The organism is Rhodoferax sp. MLSD5-FHT05B10 (assembly GCF_058793415.1).
On record NZ_JBXAFT010000006.1, the window covers coordinates 179605 to 204902 of the forward strand.

Annotated in this window: 22 protein-coding genes and 1 riboswitch; of the genes, 15 read left to right on the forward strand and 7 right to left on the reverse strand. The window is 65.3% G+C overall.

Features of this window, described 5'->3' with window-relative positions; genetic code table 11:
- Positions 1 to 105: 105 nt before the first annotated feature.
- A complete protein-coding gene (gene dnaA, locus AC1Q5W_RS11540; protein WP_492644497.1) occupies positions 106 to 1518 on the reverse strand; it encodes a chromosomal replication initiator protein DnaA in 1413 nt (470 codons plus the stop codon).
- A 251-nt stretch (positions 1519 to 1769) separates the two neighbouring features.
- Here dnaA and rpmH point away from each other — a divergent pair, with 251 nt between their 5' ends.
- The 6 genes from rpmH to AC1Q5W_RS11570 all read left to right on the forward strand — a co-directional run bounded on the left by rpmH (position 1770) and on the right by AC1Q5W_RS11570 (position 6578).
- The gene (gene rpmH / locus AC1Q5W_RS11545) at positions 1770 to 1904 is read left to right on the forward strand and encodes a 50S ribosomal protein L34 (protein ID WP_006299042.1); all 135 of its coding nucleotides are present in this window, start codon (positions 1770 to 1772) and stop codon (positions 1902 to 1904) included.
- 75 nt (positions 1905 to 1979) lie between these two features.
- Entirely contained in the window at positions 1980 to 2396 is a 417-nt protein-coding gene (locus tag AC1Q5W_RS11550; protein ID WP_492644496.1) for a ribonuclease P protein component, read from the forward strand.
- Positions 2393 to 2665 carry a membrane protein insertion efficiency factor YidD gene (gene yidD, locus AC1Q5W_RS11555; RefSeq protein ID WP_492644495.1) on the forward strand — a complete coding sequence of 91 codons (273 nt, stop codon included), beginning with the start codon at positions 2393 to 2395 and terminating at the stop codon, positions 2663 to 2665. The genes AC1Q5W_RS11550 and yidD overlap by 4 nt, the downstream gene beginning before the upstream one ends.
- Positions 2662 to 4380 (forward strand): membrane protein insertase YidC, encoded by a 1719-nt coding sequence (yidC, locus tag AC1Q5W_RS11560; protein WP_492644494.1) that lies wholly within the window; start codon positions 2662 to 2664, stop codon positions 4378 to 4380. Before yidD ends, yidC begins: the two co-directional genes overlap by 4 nt.
- A 55-nt stretch (positions 4381 to 4435) precedes the next feature.
- Complete coding sequence (gene mnmE / locus AC1Q5W_RS11565) at positions 4436 to 5845, forward strand: tRNA uridine-5-carboxymethylaminomethyl(34) synthesis GTPase MnmE (RefSeq protein ID WP_492644493.1); 1410 nt, start codon at positions 4436 to 4438, stop codon at positions 5843 to 5845.
- Positions 5846 to 5894: 49 nt separating this feature from the next.
- The gene (locus AC1Q5W_RS11570) at positions 5895 to 6578 is read left to right on the forward strand and encodes a hypothetical protein (RefSeq protein ID WP_492644492.1); all 684 of its coding nucleotides are present in this window, start codon (positions 5895 to 5897) and stop codon (positions 6576 to 6578) included.
- A gap of 33 nt (positions 6579 to 6611) precedes the next feature.
- Here the strand turns inward: AC1Q5W_RS11570 and AC1Q5W_RS11575 are convergent, their stop codons facing one another.
- Entirely contained in the window at positions 6612 to 7166 is a 555-nt protein-coding gene (locus AC1Q5W_RS11575) for an adenine phosphoribosyltransferase (protein ID WP_492644491.1), read from the reverse strand.
- 75 nt (positions 7167 to 7241) lie between these two features.
- Complete coding sequence (locus AC1Q5W_RS11580; protein ID WP_492644490.1) at positions 7242 to 9227, reverse strand: monovalent cation:proton antiporter-2 (CPA2) family protein; 1986 nt, start codon at positions 9225 to 9227, stop codon at positions 7242 to 7244.
- 44 nt (positions 9228 to 9271) lie between these two features.
- On the opposite strand from AC1Q5W_RS11580, the gene AC1Q5W_RS11585 reads away from it, so the two are divergent.
- Genes AC1Q5W_RS11585 through AC1Q5W_RS11600 form a run of 4 tightly spaced genes read left to right on the forward strand, consistent with a single transcriptional unit; the run spans position 9272 to position 12229 of the window.
- Positions 9272 to 10273 (forward strand): KpsF/GutQ family sugar-phosphate isomerase, encoded by a 1002-nt coding sequence (locus tag AC1Q5W_RS11585; protein ID WP_492644489.1) that lies wholly within the window; start codon positions 9272 to 9274, stop codon positions 10271 to 10273.
- Positions 10273 to 10818, forward strand: coding sequence for a KdsC family phosphatase (locus tag AC1Q5W_RS11590; protein ID WP_492644488.1), 546 nt, complete (start codon positions 10273 to 10275; stop codon positions 10816 to 10818). The genes AC1Q5W_RS11585 and AC1Q5W_RS11590 overlap by 1 nt, the downstream gene beginning before the upstream one ends.
- Positions 10815 to 11429: an LPS export ABC transporter periplasmic protein LptC gene (gene lptC, locus AC1Q5W_RS11595; protein ID WP_492644487.1), complete on the forward strand. Its 615-nt coding sequence runs from the start codon at positions 10815 to 10817 to the stop codon at positions 11427 to 11429. Before AC1Q5W_RS11590 ends, lptC begins: the two co-directional genes overlap by 4 nt.
- A 20-nt stretch (positions 11430 to 11449) precedes the next feature.
- A complete protein-coding gene (locus AC1Q5W_RS11600) occupies positions 11450 to 12229 on the forward strand; it encodes an SDR family oxidoreductase (protein WP_492644486.1) in 780 nt (259 codons plus the stop codon).
- A gap of 99 nt (positions 12230 to 12328) precedes the next feature.
- Here AC1Q5W_RS11600 and rbp read toward each other — a convergent pair whose 3' ends face one another.
- The 3 genes from rbp to AC1Q5W_RS11615 form a co-directional block, all read right to left on the reverse strand.
- Positions 12329 to 12706 (reverse strand): RNA-binding regulator, encoded by a 378-nt coding sequence (gene rbp / locus AC1Q5W_RS11605; RefSeq protein ID WP_492704182.1) that lies wholly within the window; start codon positions 12704 to 12706, stop codon positions 12329 to 12331.
- A gap of 215 nt (positions 12707 to 12921) precedes the next feature.
- Positions 12922 to 14745, reverse strand: coding sequence for an AMP-dependent synthetase/ligase (locus AC1Q5W_RS11610; protein ID WP_492644484.1), 1824 nt, complete (start codon positions 14743 to 14745; stop codon positions 12922 to 12924).
- 76 nt (positions 14746 to 14821) lie between these two features.
- The gene (locus tag AC1Q5W_RS11615) at positions 14822 to 16024 is read right to left on the reverse strand and encodes an ammonium transporter (RefSeq protein ID WP_492644483.1); all 1203 of its coding nucleotides are present in this window, start codon (positions 16022 to 16024) and stop codon (positions 14822 to 14824) included.
- Between the two features lie 139 nt (positions 16025 to 16163).
- Positions 16164 to 16358: riboswitch (yybP-ykoY riboswitch) on the forward strand.
- Here AC1Q5W_RS11615 and AC1Q5W_RS11620 point away from each other — a divergent pair.
- The 5 genes from AC1Q5W_RS11620 (at position 16359) to chrA (ending at position 21953) form a co-directional block, all read left to right on the forward strand.
- Positions 16359 to 16922 (forward strand): TMEM165/GDT1 family protein, encoded by a 564-nt coding sequence (locus AC1Q5W_RS11620; protein ID WP_492644482.1) that lies wholly within the window; start codon positions 16359 to 16361, stop codon positions 16920 to 16922.
- A gap of 190 nt (positions 16923 to 17112) precedes the next feature.
- A complete protein-coding gene (gene metX, locus AC1Q5W_RS11625) occupies positions 17113 to 18267 on the forward strand; it encodes a homoserine O-succinyltransferase MetX (RefSeq protein ID WP_492644481.1) in 1155 nt (384 codons plus the stop codon).
- Positions 18264 to 18851 (forward strand): methionine biosynthesis protein MetW, encoded by a 588-nt coding sequence (gene metW, locus AC1Q5W_RS11630; protein WP_492644480.1) that lies wholly within the window; start codon positions 18264 to 18266, stop codon positions 18849 to 18851. Before metX ends, metW begins: the two co-directional genes overlap by 4 nt.
- Positions 18852 to 18985: 134 nt before the next feature.
- A complete protein-coding gene (locus tag AC1Q5W_RS11635; RefSeq protein WP_492644479.1) occupies positions 18986 to 20542 on the forward strand; it encodes a methyl-accepting chemotaxis protein in 1557 nt (518 codons plus the stop codon).
- A 43-nt stretch (positions 20543 to 20585) separates the two neighbouring features.
- Positions 20586 to 21953, forward strand: a complete 1368-nt coding sequence (gene chrA, locus AC1Q5W_RS11640) for a chromate efflux transporter (protein WP_492644478.1) — start codon at positions 20586 to 20588, stop codon at positions 21951 to 21953.
- Between the two features lie 37 nt (positions 21954 to 21990).
- On the opposite strand, the gene AC1Q5W_RS11645 is transcribed toward chrA, so the two are convergent.
- A complete protein-coding gene (locus AC1Q5W_RS11645; protein ID WP_492646143.1) occupies positions 21991 to 25275 on the reverse strand; it encodes an acetyl-CoA carboxylase family protein in 3285 nt (1094 codons plus the stop codon).
- Between the last annotated feature and the right edge of the window lie 23 nt (positions 25276 to 25298).

The window sequence follows — 25298 nt, forward strand, 5'->3', positions numbered from 1 at the left end:
TGTCGTTTCCCCCGGAAGTCGCCTCCCCCGGTCTTTTTCTAATAAATCCTGCCATTTTCCCTTTTTTTTATCGTGTACTTGGGGGCTCTGGCGTTTTATTCGCGGTCAGCCTTTCAGTGTCTGCTCCAGCACGTGCAACTGCTGGTTGAGTTCGGTCATCTGTTGGCGTTCGCCCCCGATTTTCCGCACGGCGTGCAACACGGTGGTGTGGTCGCGCCCGCCAAACAGTTCGCCAATTTCGGGCAGGCTCTTCTGGGTCAGCTCCTTGGCCAGGTACATGGCAATCTGGCGCGGCCGGGCAATGCTGGCCGGACGCTTCTTGCTGTACATGTCGGCGACCTTGATCTTGTAGTAGTCGGCCACCGTTTTCTGGATGTTTTCCACCGAAATCTGCCGGTTCTGGATGGACAGCAGGTCGCGCAGGGCTTCTCGGGCCAGCTGGATGGAGATCTCTTTCTGGTTGAAGCGGGAGTAGGCCAGGATCTTGCGCAGTGCGCCTTCCAGTTCCCGCACGTTGGAGCGCACGTTCTTGGCGACGAAGAAGGCCACCTCCTCGGGCATGTCGGAGCCCTCCATGCGCGCCTTGTTGATCAGGATGGCCACCCGCATCTCCAGTTCGGGCGGCTCGATGGCCACCGTCAGCCCGGAGTCGAAACGCGATACCAGGCGTTCGTGGATGTCGGTCAGCCCCTTGGGGTAGGTGTCGCTGGTCATCACAATGTGGGACTTCTTGGCCAGCAGCGCCTCAAAGGCGTTGAAGAACTCTTCCTGGGTACGGTCCTTGTTGGCAAAGAACTGCACATCGTCAATCAGCAGCAAATCCAGGGAGTGGTAGCGGTCCTTGAACTCGTCAAAAGTCTTGCGCTGGTAGGCCTTAACCACATCCGAGACAAACTGCTCGGCATGGATGTAGAGAACTTTGGCGTTGGGCTTGTCGGCCAGCAGCCGGTTGCCGATGGCGTGCATCAGGTGGGTCTTGCCCAGACCGACGCCACCGTAGATGAACAACGGGTTGTACAGATGCCCCGGCATGGAGGCCACGTGCATGGCTGCGGCACGCGCCATGCGGTTGGCAGTGCCTTCTACCAGGTTCTCAAAGGTCAGCATCCCATTGAGACGGTTCTTGGGCAGACCGGGGCTGGCGATTTCGCCGGGCACTGCGCTTTCTTCCACCGGGATCATTTCGGATGCCTGTTGCACAAAAGTAACCTTGGCGGCCGCATCACGCGGAGTGATTGCTAACTCCACTAATACTGGCTGGCCGTACAGCTTCTCCAGCATGGCCGCAATACGGCCGCTGTACTGGGCGCGTACCCAGTCGAGTTTGAAGCGGTTGGCAACAAAAATGGTGACCTTGGAGAAGTCGTCCAGTACCTGGGCGGTCAGGGGTTTGATCCAGGTGTTGAATTGCTGTTCGGGCAACTCCTGGGCCAGTTGGTCAACGCAGCTCTGCCACAGGCTCTGGCCGATATCGAGCCCCGCCGATGCGGCGGATTTGGATGGGTGTCCCTCTGGCATTATTCTTGTCAGCTTCTGTGGATAGTTATTAAATGCTGTGCCCCGAATTGTAATTTATCAAACTCTTATCCACAACCTGGCGGATTGCATGCGAGTTACAGCAGTACGCCGTGTTTCCGACGTAAGGTGTTGCCCTGCTTGAGAAAATTTGCGATAATCCGGGGTTCCCCTGATTGTGTTCGGGGCGATTTGACCGTGATCCGCCTTTTTGAAAGCTGTTGGATCGAAACTGAGCCTATTAGGAATTCCACATGAAACGCACATACCAGCCCTCCAAAATCCGTCGCGCACGCACCCATGGTTTCCTGGTGCGCATGAAGACCCGTGGCGGTCGCGCTGTCATCAACGCACGTCGCGCCAAGGGCCGCAAGCGTCTGGCTGTCTAAGCGCGGTCTGCGGGTAGCTTCCAGCACATGCCGATCCGTGCCCTGCCGGCTTGGTAGCCTAGGTGTGGTTCTGGCGTGCAACGACTGAAGACGCGGCCCCAGTTTCAGGCTGTTTTGGCTGGTAGTACACTCGCCCGAACGGCGCACTTCGCCTTGCATAGCTGTACTCTGGAGCAGCCCTCGGCGGCTCAGGGCTTGGTGTTGCCGGCCCTGTTCCCCGTGCGCGGGGTGTGGTTGGGTGCCATGGTGCCCAAGCGGTGGGCCAAGCGCGCCGTGACCCGCAATGCCATCAAACGCCAGATCTACCACGTGAGTGCTGAATTCGAATCGGTTTTGTCGGAACGTGCGCACCTCGTGAGGTTGCGTGCGGGGTTTGACCGTTCGCAATTCGTCAGTGCGACATCCGATGTGCTCAAGGCGGCTGTGCGCGCCGAGTTGCAGCAGCTGTTTGTCCGCGCCCAGTCGCCCCGGGCGGCGGCACCCTCGCCATGATGCGCCCTCTGCTCATCGGTATCGTCAAGGCCTACCGGTTGTTTCTCAGCCCGTGGCTGGGTTCGGCCTGCCGGTTTGAGCCGACCTGCTCAGCGTACGCCCTGCAGGCCCTGCAGATGCACGGTGCGGCGGCGGGCAGTTACCTGACGGCGTCCCGCATCCTGCGTTGCCACCCCTGGTGTGCGGGGGGGCACGACCCTGTTCCCGCAGAATCTCCCCGGCTGTTTACCCGGCTGCTCTCTTCTTCCTCTGAAAAGAAACCCTCATGAACGATATTCGCCGCACCATTTTGTGGGTGATCTTTGGTTTTTCCATGGTTTTGCTGTGGGACCAGTGGCAGGTGCATAACGGCAGGAAAGCCACGTTTTTCCCCAGCGCGACCCAGCAGACGGCGCCGGCGGCAGCCAACGCGCCCGAAACCAAGCCCGCCAGCGTGGAGGCGGGTGTGCCAGTTGCTGCCGGCCAGCCCGCAGTGGTGCCCGCTGCGCCGGTCTCGGCCCCCGCGGCGCCCAAGGAGCGCGTTGACGTGACGACGGATGTGTTGAAGCTGACGTTCGACACCGAGGGTGGTTCGCTGGTGCGCACCGAGTTCCTCAAGCATGCCGACATGGCCGACAAGTCTCGCAACTTTGTCCTGCTCGACGACACCAAGGACCGCGTCTACCTGGCGCAGACCGGTGTCATTGGCAGCAGCGCGGCCGCCGGGGCGTTCCCCACGCACAAGACGCCCATGTCGGTCACTGGTGAGCGCACCCTGAAAGACGGGCAGGACGAGCTGGTCATCAAGTTCACCTCGGCCGACGTCGGGGGCATCAAGCTGGTCAAGACCTACACCGTCCGCCGTGGCGCCTACGATATCGCCGTCAAGCATGAGCTGACCAACGTCTCGGCGGCGCCCATTGCCCCGCAGTTATACCTGCAGCTGGTGCGCGACGGCAACAAGCCGCCGGGTGAGTCGTCGTTCTATTCCACTTTCACCGGGCCCGCGGTGTACACCGACGCCAAGAAGTACCAGAAGGTTGAGTTCGCCAAGATCAAGAAGAACACCGCCGAGTACGAAAAGCAATCCAACAATGGCTACGTTGCCATGGTGCAGCACTATTTCGCCAGCGCCTGGATCTTGCCCGAAGGCGTGCAGCGCACCATTTCACTGGATGGCGTGGATATCGGGTCCCGGGTGGCCGACTGCTGCTACCGCGCCACCATGATGACGCCTGTGGAGTCCATTGCGCCGGGCGCCACCAAGGCGGTGGACGCCAAGTTCTTTGCCGGCCCGCAGGAAGAAAAAATGCTGGCGGCCCTGACCCCCGGCCTGGAGCTGGTCAAAGACTACGGCTGGCTGACCATTCTGGCCAAGCCGCTGTACTGGCTGCTCGACAAGCTGCACGGTTTCATCCAGAACTGGGGCTGGTCCATCGTGGCGCTGGTGGTGCTGCTCAAGGTGGCTTTCTACTGGCTCAATGCCAAGGCCTATGCCAGCATGGCCAAGATGAAGGCGGTCAACCCCAAGATCACGGAAATGCGCGCGCGCCTGAAGGACAACCCGCAGCAGATGCAGCAGGAGATGATGCGCATCTACCGGGAGGAGAAGGTCAACCCCATGGGAGGCTGCTTCCCCATCATGATCCAGATTCCGGTGTTCATTGCCTTGTACTGGGTGCTGCTCTCCAGCGTGGAGATGCGCAATACGCCCTGGATGCTGTGGATCAAGGATCTGTCCTCGCCGGACCCCTTCTACATCCTGCCGCTGATCATGACGGCCACCAGCCTGCTGCAGACGGCGCTGAACCCGACGCCACCGGACCCGATCCAGGCCAAGATGATGTGGTTCATGCCACTGATCTTCAGCGTGATGTTCTTCTTCTTCCCGGCAGGCCTGGTGCTGTACTGGATTACCAACAACACTTTGTCCATCCTGCAGCAGTGGGTCATCAACACCCGCATGGGTGTGCCGCCGCAGTTCAATCTGCCGAAGTTCCGCTAAACGAAACAAGGGCCGCTGATTGCGGCCCTTGACCTTTGGGCCTTGAACGCTTGCCATGCTGACCCGTAACAGCCAACCCATTGTGGCCATTGCCACCGCGCCGGGGCGCGGGGCGGTTGGCATGGTGCGCGTCAGCGGCAAGCGGCTGGACGCGCTGGTGCAGCAGCTGGTGGGCCGGGCGCTGCGGCCCCGTGAGGCCACCTACCTGCCTTTTTGTGACCGCGCCGGCGTTCCCATCGACCAGGGATTGGCGCTCTATTTCCCGGGGCCCCACTCCTTCACCGGGGAAGACGTGCTGGAGCTGCAGGCCCACGGCGGGCCGGTGGTGCTCCAGCTGCTGTTGGCGCGTTGCCTGGAAGCCGCAGCCCAGCCGGACCCGGCCACCGGGCTGGCCTGCCTGCCCGGCCTGCGCTTGGCCCAGCCGGGCGAGTTCACCGAGCGCGCGTTTCTGAACGACAAGATCGACCTGGCGCAGGCCGAAGCCATTGCCGACCTGATTGACGCCAGCACGGAGGCGGCGGCACGCAGCGCCACGCAGTCCTTGTCGGGGGCGTTCTCGCGCGAGATCCACGCCCTGCGGGATGCCCTCATCCACCTGCGCATGCTGGTCGAAGCCACGCTTGATTTTCCGGAGGAAGAAATCGACTTCCTGCAGCAATCGGACGCCTGGGGACAGCTGGACCGGCTGCAAGACCGTCTGCATGCGGTCATGCAAAAGGCTTCCCAGGGGGTGTTGCTGCGCGAGGGCATCAAAGTAGTGATTGCGGGCCAGCCCAATGCGGGCAAGTCGTCCCTGCTCAACGCGCTGGCCGGTGCCGAGCTGGCCATCGTGACGCCCATTGCCGGCACCACGCGCGACAAGGTGCAGGAAACCATCCAGATCGAAGGTGTGCCCATCCATATCGTGGACACGGCAGGGTTGCGTGAAAGCAACGATGCGGTGGAACAGATCGGTATTGCCCGTGCCTGGGAGGCCATCGAAGGTGCCGATGCCGTTGTCTTCCTGCACGATCTCACCCGTGCGAATGCTATCAATTACATAGCTGATGACGCAATCATTGCGGGCGTCCTGGCCGAAAAACTCCCTAAAAATGTGCCGGTCATCGATATCTGGAACAAGGCCGATGCCGTATCCGGCGCCGTGCCGGCGACGGGCCTGGCGCTGTCGGCCCGCACCGGTAGCGGGCTGGACGGGCTACGCCACCGTTTGCTGGAGGTCGCGGGTTGGCAGCAGGCGCCGGCGGGCGGGGTATTCATGGCCCGCGAGCGCCATTTGCAGGCCCTGCGCCGGGTGGATGCCCATCTGATGGAGGCGCAGGCGCACCTGGGCGCACAGGCCCAGGCACTGGATCTGCTGGCGGAAGAGCTGCGCCTGGCGCAGAACGCATTGAGTGAAATCACGGGCGAATTCACACCGGACGATTTGCTGGGCGTCATTTTTTCGAAATTCTGCATCGGCAAGTAAATCGCCTGCTTTACACTGTTTCCATCGTTGAATCAGGAAGTAAAGAACAATGGCGCTGATCCCGTGGTTTCGCAAGAAGGTGGAAGTCAAGCCGCACGATGGTGTCGACAGCTCGGGGCTGGGTCACACCGACGGGGTGCCGCCGTTTCATTCCTCATCCCGGGATCTGGCACATGGGGCGCAGCCGAGTGCCGCCGCCAGTCGCAAAAGCGAACGTCTGCAGCAGCGGGAGTTGCTGTACGCCGTGGTGCGCGACTCCATGACCAAGGCCGGAGTGTTGTCTTCGAGCTACAAATTCAAGGTGCTGTCGCTGGACTCGCGGGGACGCCAGTACATGATCATGATGGACCTCGCGGGCTCGCACGCCGGCGAGGTCAGCGGGCTGGCCGAAATGGAAGGGCTGATCGCCCAATACGCAAAAGCCCGCCACGACATTCTGGTCACGGCGGTGTACTGGCGCCTGAATCAGCAGGCCGCGGCGCCTGCGCGCGCAGCTGCGCCGGTGGCGTCTGATGCACATCCCAAGCCGGGCTACGAGCCGTTGCAGGCCGATGAGGTGGCGGCTTTCAAGCAGGCACTGGCTTCCGTTGCGCCTTCCGTGCCGCTGTCGGCTCCAGGTGAAATCATCCGCTCCAAGCGCCGCAATCCGGCACCCCAACCCGAGTTCCAGGAAACGCAGGTGGACGATCGCGCGTTGCCCCTGAGCAGCACCCAGTACGGCGACCTGAACTAGTCCGTCGGGGCGTTGCGGCCTGGCGGGGCTGCGTCAGTGGCCCTCGAAATCCACCAGGGTGAACAGGGGCAGCCCGCCGTCCCGGAGCTTTTGCGAGCCCCCCAGTTCGGGTAAATCCACAATGGCGGCGCCTTCCATTACATGGGCGCCCAGGCGCTCCAGCAGCTTCTTGCCGGCCATCATGGTGCCGCCGGTGGCAATCAGATCGTCAATCAGCAGGACCCGGTCACCGGCCTTGACGGCATCGGTGTGTAGTTCCACGGTGGCACTGCCGTATTCCAGCTCGTAGGTCTCCTCCACGGTGGTGAACGGCAGTTTGCCTTTCTTGCGGATGGGGACGAAGCCGATGTTGAGCTCGTAGGCCACGACGGCCCCAAGAATGAAGCCTCGGGCATCCAGACCGGCCACCACATCAGGGCGCCTGGCGGGGTCCATATACCGGTGCACAAAGGCATCTATCAGGACGCGGAACACCTTGGCATCCTGCAGCAGGGGCGTGATGTCGCGGAATTGCACGCCCGGCGTGGGCCAGTCCGGAACGGTGCGAATGTGGTCTCGTAGGTACTGATTAACGCTGAGGTGTTGCATGGGTCATCCGGAAAAAGTCGGCCACAAGGCCGCGCCCAGGCGCCATTGTGCCTCCACGGGATGGCCACACGCTGCCTAACTCCGGCCCAGATTCTGTTCGGCCACGGCCAGCGGCTCGGCCTTGCCGGAGAGCACCAGTGTGTCGCCTTCCTGCAGCACGGCGCTTTCCGGCGCAGCGACGGTCTTGCCATTGCTGCGCCGCAGGCTGATAACCCGCACTTCCAGGAGCTGCAGTTCCAGTTCCGCCAGGGTGCTGCCGATTGCCTGGGCGCCGGGCGTCAGCGTGACCGATGCCAGCCGTTCGTTCTGCAATTCGTCCAGGGAATTGTCATCGGCCCCGTGGAAGAAGCCCCGCAGCAGCTTGTAGCGGGCATCCCGCTGTTCCTGCACGATGCGGATCACCCGCCGCATGGGGACCCCGACCAGCGCCAGGGCGTGGCTGGCCAGCATCAGTGAACCTTCGATGGCTTCGGGAACGACCTCGGTGGCGCCCGCCGCCCGCAGGACCTTCAGACTGAAGTCGTCCTGCGTGCGCACGATCACCGGAACCTGGGGCGCGTGCGCGTGGGTGTGGCTCAGCACTTTCAGGGCACCCGGTACATCCAGGTAGGTGATGACCACCGCGCTGGCGCGCGCCAGGCCGGATGCCATCAGGGCCTGCAGGCGTGCGGCGTCGCCAAACACCACCGAATCGCCGGCGGCCGTGGCTTGGCGCACCCGGTCGGGGTCCAGGTCCAGCGCCATGTAGGGAATGCCTTCGCCCTCCAGCATGCGCGCCAGGTTTTGCCCGCAACGTCCGTAGCCACAGATGATGACGTGCCGGTTCGCGTTGATGGACTTGCGTGCGATGGTGGTCATCTGCAATGACTGTTGCAGCCATTCGCTGGCCACGAGTTTGAGGACGATGCGGTTGCTGTACATCACGATAAAAGGCGTGGCCAGCATGGACAGCACCATGCCCGCCAGAATGGGGTTCAACAACGCCGGCGGCAGCAGGGCATTTTCCTGGGCCAGCGTGAGCAGCACGAAACCGAACTCGCCGGCCTGCGCCAGGTACAGGCCGGTGCGCAGGGAGACGCCTGGACTGGCGCCCAGCACGCGGGAAAGCACGGCAATCAGCAGGCCCTTGAACAGGGTGGGCACCACCAGCAAGAGCAGCACCAGGGGCCAGTGCGCCAGCACCAGGCGCCAGTCCAGTAGCATGCCGATACTGATGAAAAAAAGGCCCAGCAGCACGTCATGGAACGGCCGGATGTCGGACTCCACCTGGTGCTTGTACTCGGTTTCCGAAATCAGCATGCCGGCAATGAAGGCGCCCAGCGCCAGGCTCAATCCCGCCAGTTCGGTCAGCCAGGCCAGTCCCAGGGTGATGAACAGCAGATTGAGCACAAACAGCTCTTCGCTCTTGCGCCGGGCCACCAGCGTCAGCCAGCGGCGCATCACGTGCTGCCCGCCCACCATCAGCACGGTAATGAGCACGACCGCCTTGAGCGCCGCCAGCGCCAGCGCGCCCACCAGCTGCTCGCCTGGCGCCCCCAAGGCCGGAATCAGCACCAGCAGCGGCACCACGGCCAGGTCCTGGAACAGCAAAATGCCCATGACCCGCTTGCCGTGCTCGGACTCCATTTCCAGCCGTTCCACCATGAGTTTGACCACGATGGCGGTGCTGCTCATGGCCAGGGCGGAAGACAGGGCCAGTGCAGCCTGCCAGGGCATGCCCCACTGCTGCGGCATCCAGACCGCCAGCCCCAGCGTGGCCAGGGTCGCTACCAGCATGGTCACAGAAACCTGCAGCAGGCCCAGCCCAAAGACGTGCCGGCGCATGGCCCGCAGCTTGGGCAGGTTGAATTCCAGGCCGATGACGAACATGAGAAACACCACGCCGAACTCACCCAGGTGCCGCACCCCCTCGGCGCTTTGGGACAGCGCAAGGGCATGCGGGCCGATGACGACGCCCACGGCCAGGTAACCCAGCATGGGCGGAAGCTTGAACGAGCGGCACACCACCACCCCCAGTACGGCGGCCAGCAGGTAGAGCAGTGTGATTTCGAGTCCGGTCATGGCACCATCCTAGCAAGACTTGCCGGGCTCTATAAAATGCACGGATGACCGATCACGTAGCGCAGCCTCCTGCATCACCGGCCCAGCGCGCCATTGCGCTGGCGCATGAAACCCTCGATATCGAGGCCGCCGCCGTCCTGGGCCTGAAGAGCCGGGTGGGCGCGGCGTTTGCGCAGGCCGTCGCCATGGTGCTTGCGGTGCAGGGGCGGGTCGTGGTCATGGGCATGGGCAAGAGCGGCCATGTGGGACGCAAGATCGCCGCCACACTGGCCTCTACCGGAACACCTGCCCTGTTTGTGCACCCGGCAGAAGCCAGCCACGGCGACCTGGGCATGATCACGGCCTCGGACCTGGTCTTGGCCATCTCCAACAGCGGCGAGTCCCAGGAAATGGCCGCCATCCTGCCGGTCCTCAAGCGCCTGGGGGCGCCGGTGGTGGCCATGACCGGGAATTCCCAGTCCACCATGGCCCGTCATGCCGATCTGTGGCTCGACAGTGCGGTTGACAAGGAAGCCTGTCCTCTGAATCTGGCCCCGACGGCCAGCACCACGGCGCAATTGGCCCTGGGAGATGCGCTGGCGGTGGCGTTGCTCGACGCACGAGGGTTTCGCGCCGAGGATTTCGCGCGCTCCCACCCCGGCGGTGCCCTGGGGCGCAAGTTGCTCACCCATGTGAACGATGTCATGCGCTCGGGTGGCGCGGTTCCCCGTGTGGCGCCCCAAGCCAGCTTCAGCGACCTGATGCGCGAGATGAGCGCCAAGGGGCTGGGGGCCACTGCCATCGTCGACGACGATGGCGCCGTGGTCGGTATCTTCACCGACGGTGATCTGCGTCGCCTGGTCGAGCAGGGCGTCGATCTGCGGGCCAAGACGGCGCAGGATGTGATGCACCGCTCGCCCTGCACGGTGGACGCACAGGCCCTGGCCGTGGATGCCGCCGACCTCATGGAACGCAAGCGCATCACCAGTGTGCTGGTGGTGGACCAAGAGGGGCGCCTGTGTGGCGCGCTCAACAGCAACGACCTGATGCGGGCGAAGGTCATCTGATGCGCCCCGCCATCCATTTCGATCCGGCGTTGCTGCTCAGGGCGCAGGGCGTGAAAGTGGCTTTCTTTGACGTGGACGGCGTGCTGACCGACGGCGGCCTGCTGTTTTCCGAAGCGGGCGAGGCCCTCAAGCGGTTCAACACGCTGGACGGCCACGGCCTGAAGATGCTGCAGCGGGCCGGCATTACGCCGGCGGTCATAACGGGGCGCGACTCGCCGGCGTTGCGGCTGCGGTTGCAGGCCCTGGGCGTTGTTCACGCCCATTTCGGGACGGAGGACAAGCGCCCGGCGGCAGAGCAGACGCTGGCGGCCCTGGGACTGGACTGGAGCCAGGCAGCCGCCATGGGTGATGACTGGCCGGATCTGGCGGTCATGCAGCGCAGCGGGTTTTCGTGCGCGCCGGCCAATGCACACGTGGAGGCCCGTGCCCTGGCGGACTATGTGACCGAGGCGCGGGGCGGCGATGGGGCCGCCCGGCAGTTCTGTGACCTGCTCATGGTGGCCAGTGGCCGTTATGTGGACTTGCTGGAACAGTACACACGGTGATTGCTGTACTCAAAGACGTCTGGGACCGGTTTTTGCTGTATTTGCCACTGGCATTCATGGCACTGCTGGCCTTGGGCACCTATTGGCTGGTCCGCAGCACGCCCCCTGTGGACGGCCCCGTGGTGCAGCGGGCCGCCGGCCATGATCCCGACTATTTCATGCAGGACTTTTCAGTCCGGACCTTTGACTCGGTGGGGCGCATCCGCACCGAAGTGCTGGGCGAGCAGGCGCGCCACTACCCCGATACGCTGTGGCTGGAGATCGACCGCATCCGCATCCGCTCCTTCGACGAAAAGGGCCGTCTGACGACTGCCACCGCCGCGCGTGGGTTGACCAACGAAGACAGCTCGGAAGTCCAGCTGCTGGGCAACGCAGTCGTGGTCCGTGAGGCGGAACCGGCTACCAAGGCGAACGCCGCCCCCCGCATGGAGTACCGCGGCGAGTTCCTGCACGCGTTCCTGAAAACGGAGCAGGTGAAGTCGCATAAACCGGTCGAGCTTCTGCGCGGCAACGACCGCTTCACGGCGAACAGTCTGGATTTCGACAACGTGGAACAGGTGCTGCAGCTGCACGGGCGTGTCCGGGGTACGCTGGTACCCGGCAACCCATAATCTTCCAGGGGAGACGATCCATGGCCAAGTTGGTCTTCATCACCGGTGCCTCCAGTGGTATCGGCCAGGCAATGGCGTGGCGCTTCTACCAGGCGGGATATTCCCTGGCACTGGTCGCCCGGCGCGCGCCGGAGATCCAGGCCTGGGCGGTCCAGCGCGGACTGGCCGCGGAGCGTTACCAGATCTATGGCGCGGATGTGGCGCAGACGGACAGCATTGTGGCCGCGGCACAGCAGTGCCTGCAGCGCCAGGGTGTGCCGGACGTGGTTGTTGCCAATGCCGGTATCAGCATCGGCGTGGATACGGCCGAGCGAAGCGACCTGGAGGTGATGGCCCGCACATTTGCCACCAACAACATTGGCATGGCCGCGACATTTCACGCATTCATCGAACCCATGGTGCAGCGGGGGGCGGGCGCACTGGTCGGAATCGGCAGCGTGGCGGGAATCCGTGGACTGCCGGGGCACGGCGCCTACTGCGCCAGCAAGGCGGCCGTCATCAGCTACTGCGAGAGTTTGCGGGGAGAACTGCGCTCCAGTGGTGTCCAGGTCGTCACCATTTGTCCGGGGTATATCGATACCCCGTTGACGCAAAAGAACCGGTACACCATGCCGTTCCTGATGACGGCTGAGGATTTTGCCGACCGGGCGTTCGCGGCCATCGAAGGCGGAGCCAGTTACCGTGTGATTCCCTGGCAGATGGGGTGGGTGGGCAAAGTGCTGCGCCTGTTGCCCAATGGGCTGTTTGACCGGGTCTTTGCTGGAAGGCCACGCAAGCACCGCAGCGGTGAAGGCGGATAACCGCTGAGCATTGCCCGCCCGCTTTCCGCGCCCGTTGCGGGCAACAAAAAAGGGCCTGACGGCCCTTTTTTGGAATGGGTTGATGAACCCGTTCTGTGCTTAGTAGCTGCTACGGCCACCGCCGTAACCGCCGCCGCCGCTACGGCCGCCGCCAGCGCCACCACCGTAGCCGCCGCCGCCGCTACGGCCACCGCCGAAGCCGCCGCCGCCAGTGCGGGGGGGACGTGCTTCCATGGGGCGTGCTTCGTTCACAACCAAACCGCGGCCGCCGAACTGCTGGCCATTCATGCCGTTGATCGCTGCTTGAGCTTCAGCATCGCTGCCCATTTCCACAAAGCCGAAGCCCTTGGAGCGGCCGGTGTCACGTTCCATCATGACCTTGGCGCTGGTAACGGTGCCGTGTGCGGAAAACGCTTGCTGCAGGTCTTCGTCACGGAAAGAATAGGGCAGGTTGCCCACGTAAAGTTTGTTGCCCATGTAAGGACTCCTCAAAATAACTCAAAACGCGATGGTGTCCAAAACCGCAATCAACAAACCAATGAAGACTTAAAGCAGACGCGAAACTGGTAAATCACCGCAAACTCGTACTGCCGGTTTTCCAGCAATACCGGGACATTATGGGGCCTTTTGAAAAAGTTGCCTAATTTTTGTTGGAGGGACCGGTTTCACCCCCCGATTTGTGGTTGAAACCCCTATTTGCGGCGGTACAGGTGCTCGATTTCGGCTGCAAAACGGGCCGCCAGGTTCTTGCGTTTGAGCTTGAGCGTCGGGGTCATCAGCGAGTTTTCGCTCGTCCATGGCTCCAGCGTCAGGGCGACCGCACGGGGCTGGGCATAGTAGGGAAACGCGTCGGTGAGGGTGCGGATGCGCTCCAGAACCGCCTCGCGTGCGCTGGGTGCCAGCAGGCTGTCTGCGGCATCCGCGTCCAGGTTCAGGCTGGGGGCCAGACGCGCCCAGCCGGAGCGGCTCAGCACCACAATGCAGCCGATGAAAGGCCGGTTGTCTCCGAAGGTGTAGGCCTGCTCAAACAGCGGGTCGCTGGTGATGGCGAGCTCCAGGTCGGCTGGTGCGATTTTTTCGCCGGTGGACGTCACAATGATCTCTTTCAGGCGGCCCAGGATGCGGATGCGCCCGTTCTCCAGGGCGGCCTGGTCTCCGGTATGCAGCCAGCCGTCGACGAAGGCTGCTGCCGTGTCGGCCTCGCGTTTCCAGTAACCGCGCATCACGCTGCGGCTGCGCACTTGCAGTTCCTGGTTTTCTCCGATGCGTACCTCCACTCCGGGCAATGGCCGCCCAATGGTGGCCGGGTCGTTGTCGTCCAGTCCGTTGGCCGCCACCACGGGGGACGTCTCCGTCATGCCATAGCCCTGCAGGATGGGCAGGCCCAGTCCGAGAAAACAGTGCGCAATGGGTTGCGACAGAGCCGCCCCGCCGCTCACCGCCACGCGCAGACGACCGCCGAACTGTGCCAGCAGCGGCTGGGCCACCAGCTTGTCCAGCATGGGCCATGCCAGCGCGTCCAGCGCTGCGGGCGTGCGGTCCGGCAGTGGCAGGTGTTGCGTGCGGCAAAAGCGCCGCCACCCCACCGTCTGCGCCCACTGGAACAGGCGCGACTTCAGCGCCGATCCAGCCAGTGTGCCCTTGACTACGGTGTACACCCGCTCATAGATGCGGGGCACCGAGATCAGGATGGTGGGCCGCACCGTCTTCATGTCCTCGGACAACAGGGCTACCGACCGTGCATGGGCCACGCAGCAGCCTGCGGCAATGGGCAGGTAGTAGCCGGCGGTGCGCTCAAACGTGTGGGAGAGCGGCAGGAACGAAAGGAATACGTCGTCCGGCGAAGGGACCACGCGCTGCAGCGTGGCCTTGACGTTCTCCAGGACGTTGTCGTGCGTGAGCATCACGCCCTTGGGCTTGCCCGTGGTGCCCGAGGTGTACACCAGGGTGGCCAGATCGCCGGGTTCGGGTGCATGCCGGGCCGGTTGGTCCGCAGAGGCGGCAGCCTGGGCCAGCCAGTCGCCAAGAGACACCACCAGGGGATCGCCGGGGGATGGGGGTTCGACAACGATGACCTGGCGCAGGGCAGGCAGCGCCACGCCGGTGGTGGCAATGGCCTGCCACTGGGCACCGGACTCCACCAGCAGTACCGACGCATCGCTGTCTGCCAGGATGTAGGCGATGCTGGCCGGGTTGTCCAGCGCGTGCAGCGGAACCGGGACACAGGCCAGGGCAAGCGCAGCCTGGTCGATGCAGACGGCGTCCAGCCCGTTGGGCAGCAGGGTTGCGATGCGGGCGCCGCGCGGCAGTGCCAGCCGGTCCAGCGCTGCGGCATAACGGGCCACCCGCTCGCCGGTGGCTTGCCAGGAGAGGGGGCGCCACTGGCGGGCGGTCCCGTCGTATTGCAGGTAGGCGGCTGCCTGGGGCGTTTGTGCCACGCGCCAGGCAAAGAGTTCTGCCAGTGTGCGAACCTGGTCCAGGGTCTGTGGCAGAGGGGAAAGCGGTAAAGAGTCCATAACGGGGCGCGATTCTGTTAGCTCGGAGAGGGGGCATATTGTCCCTCTTCCGCGCGCCCCATCAGCGGGCCGCGTCTTACCAGTTGGCTTCGCGCTCCGGCGAGGCGCTGATCTTGTGGATGGACAGGTCCGCGCCGTCGTATTCCTCTTCCTGGCTCAGGCGCAGGCCGGTGAGGCGTTTGAGCGTTCCGTACACCACGAATCCCCCCAGCGCCGCCCAGGCCACGCCCATGCCGGTGCCGATGAGTTGGGCGCCCAACGACACGCCGCCCAAACCGCCCAGCGCCTTGCTGCCGAAAATGCCGGCGGCCACACCGCCCAGGGTGCCGCACAGACCGTGCAGGGGCCACACGCCCAGCACGTCGTCGATCTTCCACTTGTTCTGCGTCAGCGTGAACATCACTACAAAAATGCTGCCCGCGGCCGCGCCCACCACCAAGGCACCCAGCGGGTGCATCAGGTCGGAGCCGGCACATACGGCCACCAGCCCGGCCAGCGGGCCGTTGTGCACAAAGCCGGGGTCGTTCTTGCCCGCCACCAGCGCCGCCAGCGTGCCGCCCACCATGGCCATCAGCGAGTTCACGGCTACCAGGCCCGAGATCTTGTCCAGGGTCTGCGCGCTCATGACGTTGAAGCCGAACCAGCCAACCGTCAAGATCCATGCACCTAGAGCCAGAAACGGGATGCTTGACGGCGGATGCGCGGAGATGGCTCCGTCTTTGCGGTAGCGGTTGCTGCGCGCACCAAGCAGGATGACGGCCGGCAGGGCGATCCAGCCGCCCACGGCGTGCACCACCACGGAGCCGGCAAAGTCGTGGAATTCCTCGCCGGTCAGTGCCTTGATCCAGGCCTGCACGCCAAAATGCTGGTTCCAGACAATGCCTTCATAAAAGGGGTACACAAAGCCGACGATGACGGCAGTAGCCATCAGTTGAGGCCAGAAACGGGCCCGTTCGGCAATTCCGCCGGAAATGATGGCGGGAATGGCGGCTGCAAAGGTGAGCAGGAAGAAGAACTTGACCAGTTCGTAGCCATTTTTCGCTGCCAAGACCTCGGCGCCCACGAAAAAGTGGGTTCCATACGCCACGCCGTAGCCGACGGCGAAGTACACCACGGTGGAGACGGAGAAATCCACCAGGATCTTCACCAGGGCGTTGACCTGGTTCTTGCGCCGTACGGTCCCCAGTTCCAAAAATGCAAAGCCGGCGTGCATGGCCAGCACCATGATGCCGCCAAGAAGAATGAACAAGGCATCTGCGCCCTGTTTGAGTGCTTCCATATAACCCTCTGTGTGTGAAACGCTGCGAAATGGTGCGTGTCGGGTGAAGTTTTAGCACCCGCACCAAAAATAAGCAATAAATGCGCCAGATGAGGGCGGAGCGAATGATGGGGCCCGAAACCGTGCACCCGGTACAATGGCGGCTGTCATTGGGGAGTAGCCGCCCTTCTTAGGTGAGAGGGGCTTGCGTCAACAGACTTGTCTTGCCAGCATGTGGCAGACATGGCGCAAGCGATGTCCATCCTGTGGACTTTGGCGAGACCTTTGGCTGCACGCCCCGTGTCAGGCCGGAGGTGTCGTGCAGTCATGGGTTCTTATCCGGCCGGAGACCACCATGGAAGCTTTCCTCGTTTCAACTGGCATCGTTGCCCTCGCGGAGATGGGTGACAAAACCCAGCTGCTCGCGCTCATTCTCGCCGCCCGTTTCCGCAAACCCTGGCCCATCGTGCTGGGCATCTTTGTCGCTACGGTGATCAACCACACGATTGCCGGCGCCATCGGCGCCTGGCTCACCAGCGTCGTCGGCCCGGACATGTTGCGCTGGGTGCTCGGCGGCTCCTTCATTGCCATGGCGGCATGGATGCTGGTCCCCGACACGGTGGACGACGAGGAAACGTCGGACGCACCGCGCTTTGGCGTGTTTGGCACCACCGTGGTGGCATTCTTTCTGGCGGAAATGGGTGACAAGACCCAGATTGCCACCGTCATGCTGGCGGCGCAGTACCACGCCTGGATCTGGGTGGTGGCCGGCACCACGACGGGCATGATGCTGGCCGATGCGCCGGTGGTCTGGCTGGGCGACAAAATCACCAAATTGGTGCCCATTCGCGTGGTCCACGTGGTCTCGGCGGCCATATTTGCCGTGCTGGGGGTGGTGGCGCTGTGGCCCCAGTCCTGACCGGCCCCACGCCTGCCGTGGCCATCGGATGGCCGGGCGCCCTGGCGGCCCGGTCCGTTGCTATACTTCCCCCAGCGCCAATTTGCTCCAGCTTGCGGGCGCTTAATAAATACAGCTAAAGACGGACCGATACCTGCACCCGGCCTCGTTTTTTGCGACGCCGGGTTTTTTATTGGGATTTGAGTTGGATATGACACTGATCGCGACGCCACAGTCACAGCATTTCTCGGAGGCCCTGCCGCTGCAAAGCGGCGCCGCGCTGCGCGACTACGCCCTGAGCTTTGAGACCTACGGCACCCTCAACGCCGAGCGCAGCAACGCCGTGCTGATCTGCCACGCGCTCAACGCCTCGCACCACGTGGCGGGCGTGTACGCCGGCCAGGACAAATCCGAAGGCTGGTGGGACAACATGATCGGCCCTGGCAAGCCGGTGGACACCAACCGCTTCTTCGTCATTGGCGTCAACAACCTGGGCTCCTGCTTCGGCTCCACCGGGCCGATGCACCCCAACCCGGACGCTGCCGATGGCCGCGTGTACGGTGCCGACTTTCCGGTGGTGACCGTGGAAGACTGGGTCAACGCCCAGGCCCGGCTGCTCGACACGCTGGGCATCCAGACACTGGCCGCCGTGATGGGAGGATCGCTGGGCGGCATGCAGGCCCTTTCCTGGACGCTGCAGTACCCGGACCGCGTGCGCCACGCCGTGGTGGTGGCCAGTGCCCCCAACCTCACGGCCGAGAACATTGCCTTCAATGAAGTGGCGCGCCGCGCCATCGTCACCGACCCCGACTTCCATGGCGGCCACTATTACGCCCACGGCACCGTGCCCAAGCGCGGCTTGCGCATCGCGCGCATGATTGGCCACATCACCTACCTCAGCGACGACGTCATGAACGAGAAGTTCGGTCGGCAACTGAAGGACGCGGTGCTGGGCAAAGACCCCTACCACTACACCACGCAGGATGTAGAGTTCCAGATCGAGAGCTACCTGCGCTACCAGGGCGACAAGTTCGCCGAGTACTTTGACGCCAACACCTACCTGCTGATCACCCGGGCGCTGGACTACTTCGACCCGGCGCTGGCCTTTGGCGGCGACCTCAGCCAGGCGCTGGCGCGGGCCCGCTGCAAGTTCCTGCTGGTGAGCTTCAGCACCGACTGGCGCTTCAGCCCCAAGCGCAGCCGCGAGATGGTGAAGGCGTTGCTCGACAACCGGCGCGACGTCAGCTACGCCGAAATCGATGCGCCCCATGGGCACGATGCCTTTTTGCTCGATGACCCCCGTTACATGGGCGTAGTCAGCTCTTATTTCGATAGCATTTCGCGTTCCCTGGAGGCCACAGCATGAGCGACACCACCACCATGGAAGCCCTGGCCCGGCTGGTGCCGCACGGCTCACGCGTGCTGGACCTGGGCTGCGGCGACGGCGCCATGCTGGCCCACCTGCAGGCCACGCGCGGCTGCACCGGCTACGGCGTGGAGATTGCCGACGCCAACGTGCTGGCGTGCGTGCAGCTTGGCGTCAACGTCATCCAGCTCAACCTCGACGAAGGGCTGGCCCTGTTCGACGACGCCAGCTTCGACGTGGTGCTGCAGATCGACACCCTGCAACACCTGCGCAACGCCGAAGTCATGTTGCGCGAGACCGCCCGCGTGGGCCGCATGGGCATCGTGGCTTTCCCCAATTTCGCCCACTGGCCCAACCGCCTGAGCGTGCTGCGGGGGCGCATGCCGGTGACCAAGCGCCTGCCCTACCAGTGGTACGACACGCCCAACATCCGCGTCGGCACCCACGCCGACCTGGCGACGCTGGCGCAGCGCAACGGCCTGCGCGTGCTCGACAGTTTCGGTCTGCAGAACGGCAAGACCGTGCGCTGGGCGCCCAACCTGCTGGCGGGCACGTCGGTGTACCAGCTGGCCAAGGGCGGATGAGCAACGGTTGACCTCGGTCAGACAAGACGCTCGTCCTAGGGAATAACCGCCGTATACAGGCGGTTGGACTGCCCCAACAATCAGCGATCGTTAAATCGAAATTCACCACCAAGGAGATGTGTGCGATGAAGCCCATGAGCATTGCATTGAAGATATGGATGCCCGCCATCCTTGTCAGTTTCGGACTGGTTGCCATGTCCATCGGCTCGGCGGTACGCACCGTCAAATCCCAGGCCGTCACGGCGGCTGAACAGTCGCAGCAGCAGAGCAAGCTGGAGTTGGCGGCACGCTGGAGCGGTCTGGGCGAGGCCCAGGCCCTGCGCGGCATTGGCAGCGCACTCAATGCCGATGCCGGCGCCACCCCGCTGCTGGAAGCCGGCCAGGCAGACGCGCAGCGCGAGATGGCCCGCATCGAGCAATCGCTGGAAGGCATGATGACGCAGGGTTCGGAGCAGACCGCCCTGCAGGCGGTCAAGGCCAAGGCACAAGGCCTGGCCGCCTCGCTGGACAAGGCCCAGAGCCTGAAGACGGCCGGTGACGCCGCCGCCGTGCAGGCGCACATCAAGACCGACACGCTGCCCCAGTTGGCCGCATTTCTGTCAGCCCAGCAGGGTCTGGTACACCTCGCGGAACAAGGTGCCACCGACCTGCGCGACAAGGCCGGGGCCGAACGCCTGAAAACCGTCTGGACCGTGGCCGGCATCATGGCGGTCATCATCGCGCTGGTGTGCATGGGCACGCGCGTGTTGCAGCGCAATGTGTGTGACCCGCTGAGCGACATCGTGCGGGTGACCCGCGCCATCGGGGACGGCGATCTGCGTGCGAGCACGCACAGCGATCGCCAGGACGAAATGGGCGACGTGCTGCGTGCATTGCAAAACATGACCCAGTCGCTGGCCAGCTTGCTGGGGCAGGTCCGCACGGCGGCCACCAGCATCGGTGCCGCCAGCACGGAAATCGCGCACGGCAACCACGACCTGTCCAACCGCACGGAACAGACCGCCGCCAACCTGCAGCGCGCAGCCGCCTCCATGGACAGCCTCAGCGGCTCCGTGCGCCAGTCTGCAGACGCCGCCCGCCAGGCCAATCAGCTGGCCGGCTCGGCCTTTACCGTGGCTGAAAGCGGTGGCCAGTCGGTCGCCAAGGTGGTGGAGACCATGCACCAGATTGATGGGTCGTCCAAGAAGATTGTGGACATCATCAGCGTGATCGACGGCATTGCCTTCCAGACCAACATCCTGGCCCTGAACGCGGCCGTGGAAGCGGCCCGTGCCGGCGAGCAGGGACGAGGTTTTGCCGTGGTGGCCAGCGAAGTGCGCAGTCTGGCCGGGCGTTCGGCCGCTGCGGCCAAGGAGGTCAAGGACTTGATCGGCGCCTCGGTTTCCAATGTGGAAGTGGGCACCCAACTGGTGGATCAGGCAGGCCAGACCATGCAGGACATCGTGCATTCGGTGCAGCGCGTGACCGGCATCATCGAACAGATCACGGCCACCAGTACCGCGCAAAGCAGCGACATGCACCAGGTGTCTGCCACCGTGGTCGAACTGGAGCAGATGACGCAGCAAAACGCCGCCCTGGTGGAGCAAAGCGCGGCCGCCGCATCGTCCATGCGGGAGCAGGCTGCGGTGCTGGAACAGCTGGTGGGCAGGTTCACCCTGCCGCCGTCCGCGGCGTTGACGCTGGCGCGCTGACCGGCGCCACGGGGTGGACGAGCCTGTGCGTGCGCAATCCGGCATGACCCACACCGTGTCCTTTGCCCAAGCCCTGCGCTTCTGGCTCAAGCTGGGCTTCATCAGCTTCGGCGGCCCGGCCGGGCAGATTGCCATCATGCACCGCGAACTGGTGGAGCAGCGGCGCTGGATTTCCGAGAGCCGTTTCCTGCACGCCCTGAACTACTGCATGTTGCTGCCAGGCCCCGAAGCGCAGCAGCTCGCCACCTACATCGGCTGGCTGATGCACCGCACCACCGGCGGCATCGTGGCCGGCGCACTGTTCGTGTTGCCCTCGCTGTTTCTACTGGTGGGGCTGAGCTGGGTGTATGTGGCGTTTGGCGCCGTCCCCTGGGTGGCCGCCGTGCTGTACGGCATCAAGCCGGCCGTGGCCGCGATCGTGCTGCAGGCGCTCCACCGCATCGGCTCCCGAACCCTGCGCAAACCCACGGATGCGCCCGTTTTGTGGGCCATTGCGGTGACCAGTTTCGTGGCCATCTATGTGCTGAACGTGCCGTTCCCGCTGATCGTGGCCGGCGCGGCGGTGGTGGGCTGGGGCGCCACCCGCCGGGTGCCGGCGCAGTTTGTCGGCCCTGCGGCCGGCCATGCCGCCACCGGGGCCACGCACCCGGGTGTGCCGCGCAGCGGGTACGTGATTGGCGACCACACGCCCCCGCCCGCACACGCCCGCTTCACTCCCGCCCGCCTGGCCCGGGTGCTGGGCGTGGGGCTGGCCCTGTGGCTGCTGCCCATGGGCGTGCTGATGGCCTGGCAGGGCTGGCACGGCGCGCTCACCCAAATGGGCTGGTTCTTCACCAAGGCCGCGCTGCTGACCTTTGGCGGCGCCTATGCCGTGCTGCCCTATGTCTACCAGGGCGCGGTGGAGCAGTTCCACTGGCTCACCGGGCTGCAGATGATCGACGGTCTGGCGCTGGGCGAGACCACGCCCGGGCCGCTGATCATGGTGGTGGCCTTCGTGGGGTTCGTCGGCGGCTGGACGCAGCGGGTGCTGGGGCCTGACGCCCTGTTCCTGGGGGCGGCGCTGGCGGCCGCCGTGGTGACCTGGTTCACGTTCCTGCCCTCGTTTGTCTTCATCCTGGCGGGCGGACCGCTGGTGGAGTCCACGCACGGCAAGCTGCAGTTCACGGCACCGCTGACGGCCATCACGGCCGCCGTGGTGGGCGTGATCGCCAGCCTCGCGCTGTTTTTCATGGCGCATATCGCCATCAGGACCGGGTCATCGGGCCCTTTTCTTGCCCGACTGGACCTGGTGGCCGTGGCGATTGCGGCCACCGCGGCCGTGGCCCTGATGCGTTACCGCCAGGGCGTGATTCCCGTGATCGCAGCGTGTGGGCTGGCCGGGCTGGTCGCCCACGTGCTGGGCTGGGCCTGAGGCGCAGAACCCCGCCTGCCCGGCTTGCACGTGCCGCCTACCAGGTGTCCACGCACCGCGTGCCCAGCGGCCCCACGCGGGCCGACGCCAGGCCGCGCGCGAGCCAGGCCCGCGTGTCGGCCGGGTCGATGACGGCATCGATCTCCAGCGTGGCGGCCATGTGCATGGCTTCGCCGTTGCGGTACTGCTGGGCCACGAGCTTCTTGAACAGCGCCTCGCGTTCGGGGCCATCGGCCACGGCCTCAAGCTCCTTGCGAAAGCCCAGGCGCACGGCGCCTTCGAGCCCCATGGCGCCGAATTCGCCGGTGGGCCAGGCAATGGTGAACACCGGCGCGTGCAGGCCGCCGGCGGCCATGCCCATGGCGCCCAGGCCGTAGCCCTTGCGCAGCACCACGCTGAAGTAGGGCACGCGCAGGCTGGCGGCGGTCACGAACAGGCGGCTGACATGGCGTACCTGCGCCTGTTCCTCCACGTCGGGGCCGACCATGAAGCCGGGAGTGTCGATCAGGCTGACCAGCGGCAGGCCGTGCGCGTTGCACAGCTGCATGAAGCGGGCGCCCTTGTCGGCGGCATCGGCGTCGATGGCGCCGCCCAGGTGCATGGGGTTGTTGGCCAGCACGCCCACGGGGCGGCCTTCGATGCGGGCCAGCGCCGTGTGGATGCCGCTGCCAAAGCCGGTGCGCAGCCACAGCACGCTGCCCTTGTCGAAGAGGCCGTCCACGGCCGCGCGCGTGTCGTACACGCGCAGGCGGTTTTCGGGGACCACGCTGCGCAGCGCCCGCGCATCGGGGGCGCTCCAGTCACGCGTGCGGCCCTGGAAGAACGACAGGTAATGGCGTGCCGCCGCCACGGCCTGGGCCTCGTCGTCAACCAGCACGTCGATCACGCCATTGGCGTGCTGCACGTGGCTGGGGCCGATCTGCTCGGGCTTGAACACGCCCAGCCCGCCGCCCTCCACCATGGCCGGGCCACCCATGCCGATGTTGCTGCGCCGGGTGGCGATGATCACGTCGCTGCAGCCCAGCAGCGCCGCGTTGCCGGCGAAGCAGCGCCCCGCCGCAATGCCCACCACCGGCACCTGGCCCGACAGCGCGGCGTAGCTGGCAAAGGTGTGCACATGCAGGCCGGCAACGATGGGCATGTCGGTGTCACCGGGGCGCCCGCCGCCGCCTTCGGCAAACAGCACCACCGGCAGCTGCTGCTCCAGGGCAATGCCCAGCATGCGGTCGGTCTTGGCGTGGTTGCGCATGCCCTGGGTGCCGGCCAGCACGGTGGCGTCGTAGGCCATGACCACGGTGCGGGCGTGTTCGGCGCCACACTGCGCGCCGTTGACGGCACCAATGCCGGTCACCATGCCGTCGGCCGGCGTGTTGGCTACCAAGTCTTCCAGCGTGCGCCTGCGCGCCTGCGCGGCCACGGCCAGCGCGCCGTATTCGATGAAGCTGTCCGCGTCGCACAGGTCGGCAATGTTTTCGCGCGCCGTGCGCTGGCCCTGCGCGTGGCGCTTGGCAACGGCGTCCGGGCGGCGGGTGTCCAGCGTGAAGGCGTGCCGGTCCAGCACGCGCTGCAGGTCGTCGCGGATGTGGTCCGGGTCCGTCGCCTGCGCCGCGGCGGCATCGGCCAGCTGGGCGTCGGCCACGGGCTCCAGCACCAGCAGCGCCTGCGCCTGTGCCATGTATTGCCCGGGGGCCACGGACAAGGCCCGCACGCGCCCGGCGTGGGGCGCCGCCAGCACATGCTCCATCTTCATGGATTCGAGCACGGCCAAGTCGGCGCCCGCGGCCACCACGTCGCCCACGGCGACGGTGAACTGCACCAGCCGCGCCGGCATGGGGGCGCACACGGCATGCGGGTCCACCGGGGCGTGGGCGGAGGGCGCATTTTCAGGGGCATTTGGGCTGTCAACCGGTGAAAAAACTGCGTCATCTGCTCTGTTTTTCATAGCATCGAGCAGTTCGGGCAGCGCCTGCTCCAGCCAGCGGGTGTGCACCTGCTGGCTGGCCATTTCGGGGCGCGCGGCCAGGGCGCGCAGCAGCGCCAGGTTGGTGGCGACGCCCGCGATGTGGCACTCGGCCAGCGCGCGCTGCGAGCGGCGCAGCACATCGGCAAAACGGGTGCTGCGCGAGGACACGATCAGCTTGGCCAGCAGCGTGTCGTAGTGCGGCGACGGCGCGGTGCCGGCCACCGCGTGCGTGTCCACCCGCACGCCGGGACCGGCGGGCAGGTCCAGGCGGCTGAGCGTGCCGCCGCCGGCGTGCGCGTTGCCCTGGGCATCCAGCGTTTCGGCGTTGATGCGCCACTGGATGGCAAAACCCTGTGGCCGCGGCGGCTGCGTGGCGTCCAGCCCCAGGTCGGCCAGCCGGCGCCCGCCGGCCACCTGGATCTGCAGTTGCACCAAGTCCAGCCCCGTCACCTCCTCGGTGACGGTGTGCTCCACCTGCAGACGGGGGTTGGCTTCGATGAAGACAAAGGGCAGGTCGTTGGAGGCCAGGTCGACCAGGAACTCGAAGGTGCCCAGGCCTTCGTAGCGCACCGCCTGCGCCATGCGCAGGGCGGCGTCGGTGAGCGCCTGGCGCAGCGCGTCGGGCAGCGACGGGCTGGGCGCGATCTCCACCAGTTTCTGGAAACGCCGCTGCAGCGTGCATTCCCGCTCGCCCAGCGCCACCACGGTGTGGCCGTCGCCCAGCACCTGCACCTCCACGTGGCGCGCGCCGGTCATCAGGCGCTCCACATACACGCCCTCCACGCCAAAGGCGGCCAGCGCCTCGGAGCGGCAGCGCGCATAGGCGGCCGGCAGGTCGGCGCTGGCGTGCACGGCCCGCATGCCGCGGCCGCCGCCGCCGCCAATGGCCTTGACCATCATGCCCGCACCGCCCTGCGCCGCCAGGAAGGCCTGCGCCTCCTCCAGCGTGACCGCGCCGGCGCTGCCGGGCATGAGCGGCACGCCGCACTGTTGCCCCAGCGCGCGGGCGCTGGCCTTGTCGCCAAAGCGCTGCAGCTGCTCGGGCGTGGGGCCAATGAAGCGCAGGCCCGCGGCGTGGCAGGCCTGGGCAAAGTCGGCGCGCTCGCTCAGGAAGCCGTAGCCCGGGTGCACCGCGTCGCAGCCGGTCTGGCGCGCAATGGCCAGCAACTGCGCGGCGTCCAGGTAGGCGGCGGGGCCACTGGCCGGCAGGGGCACGGCGGCATCGGCGGCGGCCACATGGGCCGACTGCGCGTCGTCCGGGGCGTACACGGCCACGCTGGCTATGCCCAGGTCGTGCAGTGCGCGCACGATGCGCAGCGCCACTTCGCCGCGGTTGGCGACCAGGACTTTGGTGAACAGGGAGGAGGAGGTCATGCCGTCGG

Excerpts from the sequence above, each read along its gene's own strand:
- AC1Q5W_RS11600 (WP_492644486.1), top strand. The coding sequence starts at position 11,450 with ATGGCCAAGTTGGTCTTCATCACCGGTGCCTCCAGTGGTATCGGCCAG.
- AC1Q5W_RS11570 (WP_492644492.1), top strand. The coding sequence starts at position 5,895 with ATGGCGCTGATCCCGTGGTTTCGCAAGAAGGTGGAAGTCAAGCCGCAC.
- AC1Q5W_RS11615 (WP_492644483.1), bottom strand. The coding sequence starts at position 16,024 with ATGGAAGCACTCAAACAGGGCGCAGATGCCTTGTTCATTCTTCTTGGC.
- AC1Q5W_RS11610 (WP_492644484.1), bottom strand. The coding sequence starts at position 14,745 with ATGGACTCTTTACCGCTTTCCCCTCTGCCACAGACCCTGGACCAGGTT.
- rbp (WP_492704182.1), bottom strand. The coding sequence starts at position 12,706 with ATGGGCAACAAACTTTACGTGGGCAACCTGCCCTATTCTTTCCGTGAC.
- AC1Q5W_RS11590 (WP_492644488.1), top strand. The coding sequence starts at position 10,273 with ATGCGCCCCGCCATCCATTTCGATCCGGCGTTGCTGCTCAGGGCGCAG.
- AC1Q5W_RS11635 (WP_492644479.1), top strand. The coding sequence starts at position 18,986 with ATGAGCATTGCATTGAAGATATGGATGCCCGCCATCCTTGTCAGTTTC.
- yidC (WP_492644494.1), top strand. The coding sequence starts at position 2,662 with ATGAACGATATTCGCCGCACCATTTTGTGGGTGATCTTTGGTTTTTCC.
- AC1Q5W_RS11575 (WP_492644491.1), bottom strand. The coding sequence starts at position 7,166 with ATGCAACACCTCAGCGTTAATCAGTACCTACGAGACCACATTCGCACC.
- rpmH (WP_006299042.1), top strand. The coding sequence starts at position 1,770 with ATGAAACGCACATACCAGCCCTCCAAAATCCGTCGCGCACGCACCCAT.
- dnaA (WP_492644497.1), bottom strand. The coding sequence starts at position 1,518 with ATGCCAGAGGGACACCCATCCAAATCCGCCGCATCGGCGGGGCTCGAT.
- AC1Q5W_RS11620 (WP_492644482.1), top strand. The coding sequence starts at position 16,359 with ATGGAAGCTTTCCTCGTTTCAACTGGCATCGTTGCCCTCGCGGAGATG.
- metX (WP_492644481.1), top strand. The coding sequence starts at position 17,113 with ATGACACTGATCGCGACGCCACAGTCACAGCATTTCTCGGAGGCCCTG.
- AC1Q5W_RS11580 (WP_492644490.1), bottom strand. The coding sequence starts at position 9,227 with ATGACCGGACTCGAAATCACACTGCTCTACCTGCTGGCCGCCGTACTG.
- mnmE (WP_492644493.1), top strand. The coding sequence starts at position 4,436 with ATGCTGACCCGTAACAGCCAACCCATTGTGGCCATTGCCACCGCGCCG.
- yidD (WP_492644495.1), top strand. The coding sequence starts at position 2,393 with ATGATGCGCCCTCTGCTCATCGGTATCGTCAAGGCCTACCGGTTGTTT.
- AC1Q5W_RS11585 (WP_492644489.1), top strand. The coding sequence starts at position 9,272 with ATGACCGATCACGTAGCGCAGCCTCCTGCATCACCGGCCCAGCGCGCC.
- chrA (WP_492644478.1), top strand. The coding sequence starts at position 20,586 with ATGACCCACACCGTGTCCTTTGCCCAAGCCCTGCGCTTCTGGCTCAAG.
- metW (WP_492644480.1), top strand. The coding sequence starts at position 18,264 with ATGAGCGACACCACCACCATGGAAGCCCTGGCCCGGCTGGTGCCGCAC.